The sequence below is a fragment of the Rudanella paleaurantiibacter genome, from assembly GCF_009184635.1.
In the GTDB taxonomy this organism is placed as follows: Bacteria; Bacteroidota; Bacteroidia; order Cytophagales; family Spirosomataceae; genus Rudanella; species Rudanella paleaurantiibacter.
The window spans coordinates 43,698-55,131 of sequence record NZ_WELI01000013.1 but is presented as its reverse complement, the minus strand read 5'-3'; the positions used below and the strand labels follow the sequence as shown (position 1 = coordinate 55,131).

Below are 11,434 nucleotides of genomic sequence, written 5' to 3'. Positions count from 1 at the left end.
ATTTATAGTGTACCAGACAGCTAATTGTAACCCAAAACCGCTCCTAGGAGCGGTTTTTTTATGTTGGGTATCTCTGTTGGGTATCTCTGCGGCAGTAGCTGGATGCCAACTCTCCCGGCCAGAAACGGACCGCCAGGAGCTGCAATGGGGGCGTCGCTTTTGCGCAAAACCGATATGGGCGGTGGTATCAGTATTACAGGACGACTCTAAATTTATCCGGTTTATGCCATCCCTTATTTCCTGGTCGTAAAAGCCACAGATGCTTTGGTGTTTTCCCATAAGACCCGAATAACTCCTCCTCCATTGACAGGTACGACTTCTATAGTCATCAAGTCCACGGGCTCTTTTACTTGTTCTACCTGCATGGGTACTCGTAATACATCATGGGCAGGATTGTACTGAGTTCCCCAGATATTGGCTTCCTTGTTAAACATCAGGGTCCAGCCATTTTTTGAAGGTATGGTAAAAATAGAGTACTCTCCGGCCGGCAATTCTTTATCCGCAAAGAAGATAGGACCACTTAAACGGATCTTAGTAGCCGCATTTGCACCGGTTCGCCAAAAACGGTTCCAGGGAACTACTTCACCAAAAATAACCCGGCCCCGTCGGGAGGGCCTGCTATACGCGATGTGAATACCCGTTGTACCGATAGTTGCCTGAACCGAATCCGGTTTATTTAAGGGCGGCATGACTCCATATTGTTGCGCTCTTATGGCTTCTGACCGGATAAGAGAATCCAAATTTAAATAGGATAGTATCCTTCCCTTCACGTTCAATGATGAACCAATGGCATCTATATAGTTGGGTTTCCCCTTTTTGTCCAGATAAATCGTAAACATACCCATCACCGGGCTGCCAGCGGCCACGGTAGATTTATTAATTCTTTTTAGGGTAAACGGGTATTTGGTTCCATAAACAAAATGAGCGCTACGAAGACTATCCCCTGATTTACCAGGTGCACGAAGCGCCATAAGTGGCGTAAAGAAAACGTATGGATAAATCCCCAGATGAAGCATTCCCTTGCCAGCGTAACCAAATCTGGATACGTTGCCGCCGATTCTTTGTTCAGTAAACGTGGAGTCACTCCTGGTGACGAGTGAATAGGTCTGCAAAAGAACGGAATCCGTTCCGGGAACTGTTTTGTAGGCATACCCTTCTACCGATTTGCATTCTCCGGTAGGAAAAAGGGTTCCTTTGAGCTTATGCACCTCAGAGGTCAGCCTAACCAAAACAGTCATATCGAAATCATCACCGTTTACCTGGTAATGACCTATCAGGGTGGTGTCTTTACCCAGCGTGAAAATCAAATACCCAGTATCTTTATGCTTTTCCTGGGCTCGCAGATCCGGGGTGATAAAAAGAAATAGAATGGCGAGCAATCGGGTTTTGAGTGGCATAGGGGAAGGAGTTAAAAATGGTAGGGAACACATCGTAAACACTACAATTTAGGGCTTGGCTAACTGAGCATTGATGCCTCCTACGTCCACAACCTCCCATTCCTCTGTTATTTTGTTGTTCCTAATTCGAAAGAAGAACATTTGCTTAAAATTAACCTTCTTTTGGACAGCCGGAAGGCCAAACATCTCACTCCTGGCGGTGCCTGTAGCCGTTGTATTCACGGCAATCAGATCCCCCTCCGCAATTACATGGTCGATTGAATAATGAACATCCGGTATGGCCGTAAAAAGCCAGCGGATTGTTGAAAGGTGTGAACTATCCTGACTACTTCGAACATCGATCCCGTTCATTTGATGCCACATATAATCTGATGAAAAGAACTCCCCGAAGCGGTTCAGCTTCTGGGTATTGATGACCTCGTTAAAATACCGGACGACCAGTTTCTTATTCGTGTTTAGCAAAGCCTGGCCTTGTCCGAAAGTAGGTAAATACCAAAAGCTAAGTAGCATGAGGAGGATGGCTCTGATAGGCAGAGCCTGAGCGGTTGTTGCCATGACCTGTTTTCCGGTTAGTTAACGGGGCTGAAACTTAGATTTCATGAATCAACTCCTCCGCCAAAGTTGACGGATTGATGCCGGTCATTGGTAGTAAGAAAACGACATTTTTAGATTGAGCCAGTCGGGACGTGGTAACACCCATCCGCAAAACCCAGCAGGCGCTCAGGTGCCTGCCCATCAACTTCCAGAAAGAAAGCCGGTGTAAGGCCGGTAAACTCTTTGTAATCGCGTACCAGATGAGAGTAGTCATAGTAACCGCACTGAATGGCTACACTAAGCCAGTCTAGGTGCGGTTGCGCATTTTTTAGAATGAAGGCTTTATCAAAGCGGGCGATCCGGGCCAGTTGGGAGGCTGTTATCCCCATGCGCTCTTTGAATTTGCGTTCAAATTGACGGGGACTTAGGCAGGATTGGCTGGCCAGCCAATCCATAGAAATCGGGTTGGTATGATGAAGCAGGAGTTGAGCGGCCCGATCAATCCCGTGGGCCTCTTTTTTGGAGCGACGAATAAGCCTACTGATAAATAACTCGGCTTGCTGGATCAGTTCAGGATAGGATTCGGCATTTTTTAACTGTTCGGTCAGCTCCTTTATTTCTTTTGACAAAACGGTTTCCGCGTCGATAAAGGTGTTGGTCAACCCGTAAGCAGGTATTCCAAATAAGCGAAATAAGGTTCCGGGCTGAAAATGTATGTTGAAAAATAAAAAATCCCGTCCAACATACCGATCAAAAGTTACGGTCTGCTGACCGGAAAGGATGGCAGATGGCCGTTTGACTTTTTGACTGACTCCTGGATAGACTACATACTCCGGATCTCTCAAAAAGAACTCGATGCTTTCGGCCGGTTTGGGGGTGTAGGCTTTCACCGGAATGGCGACATCCCTGGGAAAAACAAAATGAATAATTCCGTAGCATTGAACAATCTCCCGTAAGCCAGGGCTGGGAAAAAGCCGCATGAACTTTTGTCCTGTATTCATTCCTGGGTTCGTCTAAGTCACCTGATGGATTTACCTTGATTGAAAATAAGGATTTTGGCTTACAATAACTTAGGGAACGACCATTTTTATGGGACGGTACTCAATCTTATATCGGCTCCGTCAAACGTAGCTCAGCACCAGCTCAACCGGTCGCCGTGGGAGCGCCCATGCAGTGCGATTGGCATCTGAGGAATTAACAACTCCTTGTCAATAACCTCTCTGATTTTCGGATACTATTTGCCCAAACGACGGCGACGGTCTGGCATGACCCGGTCCCGGCGCAGAACCGCGACTGTGACTTAGCCGCACGGGTGGAACCGATCCTATCCGCAGAATTACTCTATGTTGAACGATTACACCTTCTGATTGCATGGATTAGCCCCCCTGGGCCGATTTTATCTTGTGACATTTGACTAAAATTTATCACTAAGACAGGTCAACAAATTTTTAATCCCTGCACTATGAAGTCAAATTGTACTTTAGTTCAACGAGGGTGGAACCTGGGGAATCGGTCGGTAAGAGCGTTGCTTTTGCTGATCGGTATGGCGTTGGCGGTTACGTCCGCAGCCTTCGCCCAGTCGTCAATCCGCATCACCGGATCGGTGGTATCGGCCGCCGACGGCCAAAGCATTCCCGGTGCATCGGTCACCGTGAAAGGCACTACGTTAGGAACTGTAACCGGGGCCGACGGGAGTTTTTCGATCTCGGTGCCCTCCCGCGAGTCGGTACTGCAGGTCAGTAATATCGGGTTTACGGCGCTCGAAGTGCCCATCGGCAACCAGACCCAGCTAAAGGTAAGCCTACAGGAAGATGTGGCCCTGCTTGGCGAAGTGGTGGTAGTCGGGTACGGCGAACAGAAGAAAATCAACCTCACCGGGGCAGTCGAAACCATTCGCTTCGATGGGGCCGTGAACCTGCCCGTTACCAACACCTCGCAGATGATGTACGGCCGTTTTTCGGGGGTACAACTCACCCAATCGAGCGGCTTGCCGGGAGCCGACGGGTCTTCGATCAACATTCGGGGGATTGGCACCTTCGGTAACAGCAATCCGCTGGTCGTTATCGACAATATTCAGTACAACGGCCTGACCGAATTCAACAACCTGGCTCCCTCCGACATTGAGAGTATTTCGGTGCTCAAAGACGCTTCCGCATCGGCCATTTACGGAGCAAGGGGGGCCAACGGGGTGATTGTGGTCACCACCAAAAAAGGAAAGAAAGGCAAGCTGACCGTCGACTATAACGGCTACACCGGTATACAGCGGGTTACGGTGGTGCCGGAATACCTCGATGCCAATAATTACGCCCTGCTGCGCAACGAACGTGACCGCAACGCCAATGGTGCCAACGCCCCGCTCCGGTACTCGGCCGCTGATCTGGAAGCCATCCGAACCGGCTCTCAGCCCGATCAGTACGCCAACACCAACTGGGCCCGCGAAACCCTGCGCGACGCGCCCATCCAGAATCATTACCTGTCGTTTTCGGGTGGTACCGACAACCTGACGTACCGGGTGTCGCTCGGCTACCTCAATCAGAATGCCATCGTGCGTGGTAAATTCAAGTCGGATCGGTACACGCTGGGCCTGAACCTCACGGCCAAGGCGAATCAATGGCTGACTCTGACCAACGTCACCAACGCCTATTGGTCGAAATTCCGCGGGCCGGCGGGCGGGGCCGATGCCATCACGGGCGAAACGGGTATCATCAACCAGTTTCAGCGTTCGTCGCCCACCATCCCGGCTTACTATGCCAACGGTGCCTTTGGTATTGTCGATGGCGCGTATCAGAAGGTCAACTTCTCGTTCCCGTCGACCAATCCGCTTTTGACCGGTATTCTGGGCGATAACAAGCAGGACAATATCAATATCAGCGAGCGCATTGGGCTTTCGGCCAATATTCTGCGGGGGCTTACCTTCGAAACGAGCGGTAGCCTGGTGATGAACGTACAAAACATCTCCAACTTTAACCCCACGCTCACCACCCGCGACTGGGCCGGTCAGGTGGTGAACCAAAGCCTGCTCAACTCTCTGACCAATACCTTCAACTTCAATTACCGCCTGCTGAACGAGAATATTCTGCGGTACTCGACCAGTTGGAATCAGGCCCACAACCTGCAACTGATGGCGGGTCATTCGGTGATTTACGATAAAGACGACGGGTTTGCCGGTTCCTTGCAGGGTTTCCCGTCCGACAATATTCAGGAGTTCAACGGCGGAGGGGTGACCAATCCGTCGGTGAGCGGGGCCGCGTCGGAAGTAGCCTGGCAGTCGTTTTTTGGCCGGGTCAATTACAACTACATGGAGAAGTACCTGCTGGAGTTGAACCTGCGTCGCGATGGCTCGTCGAAATTCGGCCAATCTAAGCGTTACGGCACGTTCCCGTCGATGTCGGTGGGCTGGAACCTGACGCGCGAACCGTTCATGCAGTCGCTCAATTGGGTATCGAACTTCAAACTCCGGTCGAGCTGGGGTATTAGCGGCAACGACCGGATTGGCAATTACATTTACGAGCAAACCTACAACACGGGCCTCGACTATTTTCTGGGCGACGCGGTAGTGGGTGCCGTAGCCCTGACGAGCCTGGCCAACCCCAATATCACCTGGGAGACAATCCGGCAGCTGAACGTCGGCCTCGATCTCGAACTGTTCCAGAACCGTCTGTATTTCTCGGCCGACTATTTCCGCCGAAACAGTACCGACATTCTGTACACCAACTTTCCGGTGCCAAACTCGCTGGGGGTAACTAATCTGGCCGCGCAAAATGCAGCCGGGATGCTCAACCGGGGTCTCGAACTAACCGCTAATTATTCGAACAACTTTGGTGGGTTGAAACTGAATCTGGGGGCCAACGTCACCCGCATGGCCGATAACGAGGTGACGAGCCTCGGGCCGGGCGGTGAAGAAACCATCAGCGGCAACAGCATTATCCGCATCGGTCAGCCGTTCAACGCCTATTACGGCTACCGGGTGCTGGGTGTTTTCCAGACCAAAGAAGAAGTGGCCGGGGCACCCGTGCAGTTTGGCAGCCCGCTTACGGCTCCGGGCGATCTGCGCTACGCCGACGTGTCGGGTGCCAACGGAACCCCCGACGGAAAAATTGACGCTTTCGACCGGGTGGTTATTGGCAATCCGTTCCCCCGGCTGATCTACAACTTCAACGCCAACATGACCTACCGGGGCTTTGACTTTACCATCCTGTTTCAGGGTCTGGACCGCGTTGACCGGGTGCTGAACGGCAACGGGCAACTCCCGATGGCCGACGACCGCAACAACGCCCTGTCGTACTGGCTTAACCGCTGGACCCCCGAGAACCCATCGACCGAGCTACCCCGGCTGGGCGGTGTCAACAACACGGTATTGTCTTCTTTCTACATTCAGGATGCCTCGTTCCTGCGCCTGAAAAACCTCGAACTGGGCTACACGGTACCCGTGCAACTGAGCAGCAAGGCGGGTATTCGCAAGCTGCGCGTGTATGCGAGCGGACAGAATATTCTGACGTTCACCAAACTCAAAAACTTTGATCCTGAGCGTACTTCCGGCGGTAATTCCGACCGTCTGACGCCCCTGTACAAGATTTACAGCCTTGGCTTAAACCTCAAATTCTAACGCCATGAAAAAGATTTTATTCGTACTGCCTCTGCTGTTGCTGTTCAGTTGCAAAGAGGAATTTCTGGACCGGGGCTCCCTGACGCAGCTGGCCGAGGGTAACTTCTGGCAAACCGAGAAGGACGCCCAACTGGGCCTCAACGGGGTGTATGAAGTGCTGCAAGCCCGCGTTATGTACGGCGGTAATCTGAACGGAACGGCGGGTATTCCGCAGCACGACAGTTTTGCCGATAATACCTTCAACAACTACAAGTTTGAAGGCCCCGGTAATTTTGTGGAGGCCCGCGTCGATCCGGCAACGAGCTTTTTCAACGAATTCTGGACAGCCAACTATCGGGGCATTGCCCGCGCCAATAACGCCATTGCCAACATCGAGCGGATGCCGAAGTCGGCCATCAGCGATGCGAACCGGACGGCTCTGCTGGGACAGGCGCGTTTTCTGCGGGGCTTGTTTTACATGAATCTGGCCATTCATTACGAGGATGTACCCCTGATTTTGGCGGTGCAGTCGTTGCAGGAAGCCTACGTACCCAAAAACGCAAACAAGGAGGTATCGGATCAGATCATTGCCGATCTGAAGTTTGCGGGGGAAGCACTGCCGGCCACCTACCCGGCCAACCAGTTCGGTTACGCCACCAAAGGAGCGGCTCTGTCGTTGCTGGCCCGGTTTCAGTTGTACCAGAAAAATTATCCCGAAGTGGTGGCCTTGACGGCGCAGGTGCTCACGTTGGGCTATAGCCTGAATGCCAGCTACGATCAACTGTTTACCGAGGCCGGCGAAAAGTCGAGAGAGGTGGTGTTCTCTGTGCGCTTCTCGCAGGATCAGTCGGACAATGGCGAGACGTTCTCGGCCACCTTTACCGGGATTCCGAAGGTGAATGTGCAGCCCATGCGTAACCTCGTCAATGAGTATTACGCCACCGATGGCTTGCCCATAACCCGCTCGCCCCTGTACCGGGCGGCCACCCCCAAACTCAACCGCGACCCGCGTTTGGCCGCTTCGATTTACTTCCGGGACGATATCTTCCTGCTTGATCTGAACCGGCCTTTCACCGGGAATACGGCCACGACCTTCGGTCAGAAAAAGTATATCCGCAATGCCCCCTCGCCCAGTGGTATCGGGGTGGGGTCGCCGGGTGGTCAGGATTTTTACGTCATTCGCTATGCCGACGTGCTGCTGATGCGGGCCGAAGCGCTGGTCGAAACGAACCAACTGACCGAAGTCTATCCGCTGGTCAATCAGGTGCGGACGCGGGTGCGCATGCCCAAGGTCGAAGATGTAGAAGGCTCGAACCTTTCGCAGGCGGCTCTCCGCGACATTGTGCGGCACGAACGGCGCGTGGAGCTGGCCATGGAAGGCTTACGTTTCTTCGACGTGAAGCGCTGGGGCGAGGTAGAAGCCGCCTACAAGCGGGCTACCGATGATCGGGTAGCGGCTTACCGGCCCGTGTACCGGGGCCGTATGTCGGAGGTATTCCCGATTCCGCAAACCGAAATCGACGCGAACAAGAATCTGGTGCAGAACCCGGTTTGGAAGTAGTCCCTGTGACACCTCAAAACACTTCCCTTTTTGGTTTGCGTGGGTCGGGTGACAAAGTCATTCACGTTTAGCTGTAGCCCTGTAAGCGTTTCAGTGGTCAACGACCACTGAAAAGGTTTGGGGTTATTTACTCCCTGTCAGTATTCGAAAGCTCCACAATGGAGGTTGCTGACAGTGGAGTTTTTTTGATTACCAAAACGATTTGGCGAACGATCCTGTCGCTCAAATTCGCGAATCTCGAAGGCCATTTCACCGTTTCCTGATGCTAAAAATCCTCTCAACGATACTGGCCGGTTGTCTGTACTTCGGCTGGAACCACGATTTTGCCAACCATTCACAGACTCCCGCAGCCCAGCCGCCAAATATTATCGTTATCCTGACCGACGATCAGGGCTATGCCGATGTGGGCTTTCACGGCAGTAAAGACATTCGCACGCCCAACATCGACCGCATTGCCCGCAACGGCGTGGTATGCTCGGAGGGTTACGTATCCTTTGCCGTATGTGGGCCGAGTCGGGCGGGGCTGCTTACGGGCCGCTACCAGGACCGGTTTGGGTTTTCCCGTAACCCACTCGTTGCCCCCAACGACCCGGCTATGGGCCTGCCTACGTCGGAGCAAACCATAGCCGATTTGCTTAAAAAAGCCAACTACACCACGGCCGTTGTAGGTAAGTGGCACCTCGGTGCGCACCCCTCATTACACCCCAATAAGCGCGGTTTCGATCAGTTTTTTGGCTTTCTGGGCGGTGGGCACCAGTACTTCCCCAAAAACCTGACGCTGAAAGACCTGTCAGAGATGAAATCCGAGTACGACTCGTACCGTACCCGGCTGATGCACAACACGAAACGGGTAGAAGAAACCGAATACCTGACCGATGCCCTCTCGCGGGAGGCCGTGCGGTTTATCCGGGAGCAGCAGAACAAGCCTTTCTTTCTGTATCTGGCCTATAATGCGCCCCACGCACCCTTGCAGGCTTCCGAAAAGTACCTGAGCCGGTTTTCGGACATTGCCGACCCGCGTCGACGGACTTACGCGGCCATGGTCAGCGCCGTGGACGATGGCGTCGGCAATATTCTGAATCAACTCGAAGAACTGGAGCTGGATAAAAACACCATTGTCTTCTTCCTCTCGGACAACGGTGGCCCCACGCCCGACAATGCCTCGGACAATACACCGCTGCGGGGCAAAAAAGGCGATTTCTTCGACGGTGGGGTCCGGGTACCGTTTGCCGTGCAATGGCCCGGTACGCTTCCGGCGGGTAGTCGGTACACGCAGCCGGTGAGCTCGCTGGACATTTTTGCAACGGCGGCAGCGGTGGCAAACGTTAAGCCCAAAAATCGGCTGGATGGCGTAAACCTGATTCCGTACCTGAGCGGCCGAAACAAAGGCATACCGCACGATTACCTCTTTTGGCGCAACATCGATGGGCAGAAGCTGGCGGTGCGTAGCCCGACCGATAAGCTAATCACGCAGCCGAACATGGAGTTTCTGTTCAGGATCAAAGACGATATAGCGGAGAAGAACAACCTGTCCCAACAGGACTCCCAAACACGGGAAGCCCTTAAAACAAAGGCGAACGACTGGAACCGGCAACTACCGCCCCCTGCCTTTTTGGGCCTGATGCAGGAAAAAGAATACAACCAATTGCACCCCGACCGCTTCAAGGTCGTCGAAGATTTTAAATGATGAGAAATACGTATCTCTCCTGCCTGATTTTTATGGGGTTACTCAACGGCATCGGGCAAAACGCACTGGCTACCGATTACTACGTGCACCCGACGCTGGGCTCCGATACCAACACCGGGACATCCAAATCCAGCCCTATTCAGACCCTGACCAAGGCGAGTTCGCTACCCCTGCAATCCGGCGACCGGCTGCTCCTGGCCGATGGGCAAACGTTTGTGGGCAGCCTGCGTTGCCCCGGCTGGCAGGGAAGCGCCGGGCAACCCATTGTGATTGAGTCGGTAAGCTGGCAAAATACAGCGGGTTTCAAACCGGCTCTGATAGACGCCAAAAACGAAGCCGAAGGTATTTTGCTGCTCGATTGTAGCCATGTGTACGTGCGCAACGTAGCCATTACGGCCAACGGCTACACCACCCGCAATCCCCAGCAGGCCATGCGTGTGGGCGTGCTCGTCACCACCGAGAAGGCCAAAAAAGTGGTCGACATTCGATTGGAAAAGCTGAACATCGCGGACGTTTTTTACGAAAATCCGGGGGTAGTTCGCACCGCCGAGGAGGTGAAATCACCGAACGGAACCCAGAAATACGGCTGGGGCATCCGGCTCATCAATTCGGTCGAGGCCGCGGTGATGGAAAATATCCGCATTGCCGACTGTGTGGTCCAAAACGTGAGTCATACCGGCATTAAACTCACCGGCAAAAACCAGAACATTCAGCGGGTTGACATTACCGGCAACCGGGTGCAGCGGTCGGGCGGACCGGGCATTCAGATGTCGGGCGTCAAATTTGTGTACGTGGGCCGAAACGAGGTGAAATATTCGGGTAGCACCGACGATGGCCGCAAGTGGGGCCGGGGTAGCGGCCTCTGGACCTGGGGAGCCTCGCAGGTGCTGATCGAAAAAAACAGCTTTATGTACGCCAACGGACCCGGCGACTCGGCCGGCGCACATATCGACTACAACTGCGACAATGTGGTGATGCAGTACAATTTCTCGGCCCATAATGCGGGCGGCTTTTGCGAGATTCTGGGCAACAACTACAATTGTGCGTACCGCTACAACATCAGTGTCGACGATGGGCACCGCATCAAAGGCGAAAACGGGGCGTTTCAGGAAGGAAAGATTTTCTGGCTGAGTGGCTATCAGGGCAATCAGCGCGAGCGCAAAGGTCCCATCAATTCGTATTTCTACAACAATACCATTTATACCAGTCCGGGCAAAGTGGGTCGTCTGGCCATCGACAATGGCTCTCAGGGGGTGTTGATTGCCAACAATATCTTCTATGTACCAGCCGGCCTTAAATCGGTACAGGGCGATCAGCTAAAGCCCGATGAAAGTGAGGGCTTGGGTCTGGAGCGGGTACTCTTTACCCATAACCTCTATCTGAAAGCCGATTGCTGGCCTACCGACGCCATTATTCAGGATCGGGGAGCACAGGTTGGCGACCCCAAATTCAGCAAGCCCGGCAGCCTGAACCCGGCCGATTATCTACCCAAAAACCGGCAGGCCGTTCGGGCGAAAGGGATTGCCATTCCCTACCTTGAAAGTGATACGTTTGGTCTGATGCAGGGGTTGAAAATGAACACCGATTTTATGGGCAATCCCGTACCCGACACGCCGGGTCTGGGCGCTATTGAAGTAGGCGAGATGGAGTAGGGGAATGGCTCGGTTGTG

7 protein-coding genes are annotated in these 11,434 nt (G+C 53.3%); 4 read left to right on the top strand and 3 right to left on the bottom strand.

The genetic code is table 11. The features are described from left to right. Positions 1-233 precede the first annotated feature (233 nt). From F5984_RS23360 to F5984_RS23350, 3 genes are all read right to left on the bottom strand, one after another. Positions 234-1,397 carry a DUF2911 domain-containing protein gene (locus tag F5984_RS23360; protein ID WP_185155625.1) on the bottom strand — a complete coding sequence of 388 codons (1,164 nt, stop codon included), beginning with the start codon at positions 1,395-1,397 and terminating at the stop codon, positions 234-236. Positions 1,398-1,445: 48 nt separating this feature from the next. Further along, complete coding sequence (locus tag F5984_RS23355) at positions 1,446-1,952, bottom strand: ester cyclase (protein WP_152126639.1); 507 nt, start codon at positions 1,950-1,952, stop codon at positions 1,446-1,448. Between the two features lie 110 nt (positions 1,953-2,062). Beyond that, positions 2,063-2,932, bottom strand: a complete 870-nt coding sequence (locus F5984_RS23350) for a helix-turn-helix domain-containing protein (protein ID WP_152126638.1) — start codon at positions 2,930-2,932, stop codon at positions 2,063-2,065. A 461-nt stretch (positions 2,933-3,393) separates the two neighbouring features. Here F5984_RS23350 and F5984_RS23345 point away from each other — a divergent pair, with 461 nt between their 5' ends. From F5984_RS23345 to F5984_RS23330, 4 genes are all read left to right on the top strand, one after another. Beyond that, positions 3,394-6,537 carry a SusC/RagA family TonB-linked outer membrane protein gene (locus tag F5984_RS23345; protein WP_152126637.1) on the top strand — a complete coding sequence of 1,048 codons (3,144 nt, stop codon included), beginning with the start codon at positions 3,394-3,396 and terminating at the stop codon, positions 6,535-6,537. 4 nt (positions 6,538-6,541) lie between these two features. Beyond that, a complete protein-coding gene (locus tag F5984_RS23340) occupies positions 6,542-8,077 on the top strand; it encodes a RagB/SusD family nutrient uptake outer membrane protein (protein ID WP_152126636.1) in 1,536 nt (511 codons plus the stop codon). 262 nt (positions 8,078-8,339) lie between these two features. After that, positions 8,340-9,764: a sulfatase-like hydrolase/transferase gene (locus tag F5984_RS23335; protein WP_152126635.1), complete on the top strand. Its 1,425-nt coding sequence runs from the start codon at positions 8,340-8,342 to the stop codon at positions 9,762-9,764. Beyond that, the gene (locus F5984_RS23330; RefSeq protein ID WP_246169313.1) at positions 9,764-11,416 is read left to right on the top strand and encodes a right-handed parallel beta-helix repeat-containing protein; all 1,653 of its coding nucleotides are present in this window, start codon (positions 9,764-9,766) and stop codon (positions 11,414-11,416) included. The genes F5984_RS23335 and F5984_RS23330 overlap by 1 nt, the downstream gene beginning before the upstream one ends. The last annotated feature ends 18 nt before the right edge of the window (positions 11,417-11,434 follow it).